This window comes from Neisseria sp. P0021.S007 (assembly GCF_051956855.1).
On record NZ_JBQCXA010000644.1, the window covers coordinates 1 to 645 of the forward strand.

Consider the following 645-nt stretch of genomic DNA (forward strand, 5'->3'; position numbering starts at 1 on the left):
GTACGGGACACCGAGGTCGTCTGAAAATGTGTTTTTCATGTTAAACCTCAAAATATCCCCATGATGAAAACAGATTTCCAATCCGCCTTGAAAGCATTAGGCAAACAAGCCAAAAAAGAAGCCGAAGCGCGGGCGCAGGAGCAAGCCTTGGCGAAGAAGCGCGAGGAAGAGAATATCGATTTCGCCAAAGCCGTAGGTGCAGTGACGCCACTGAAAACCGCGCCGCGCTATGAAGCCCCGCGCGATAAAACGCCCATCAAACCCCGTCCGAAAGAGCAGGAAAGTTTGGCAGCCGAAGATTATTTTTATGTCGGTAGCGGCGCTTCTTGGGATGAACCGCCTGCTTCGTTCAGTAAAAACGGACAAGGTAAGAATGACTTGCAACGTCTGCGCAACGGGCATTATCCCGTAGTCGCCGATGTCGATTTGCACGGCTACACGCAGGAAGAGGCGCAACAGGTTTTAAACGAATTTATCGAATTTACCCAAAAGCGTGGCGTATGCGCCGAAATCATTCACGGCAGCGGTTTGGGCTCGTCAGGCTACAAACCCGTTTTAAAAAACATGACGCGCCGCTGGCTGATGCAGCACCCTGATGTATTGGCTTATATCGAGCCGAGGGAAGGCAATGACGGCGCTGTACGC

Annotated in this window: 1 protein-coding gene; it reads left to right on the plus strand. The window is 51.6% G+C overall.

All coding sequences use genetic code 11. From position 1 onward, the window contains the following. Positions 1 to 63 precede the first annotated feature (63 nt). The coding region (locus ACTHUR_RS15135; protein WP_440399442.1) for a Smr/MutS family protein at positions 64 to 645 on the plus strand (582 nt) is incomplete at its 3' end.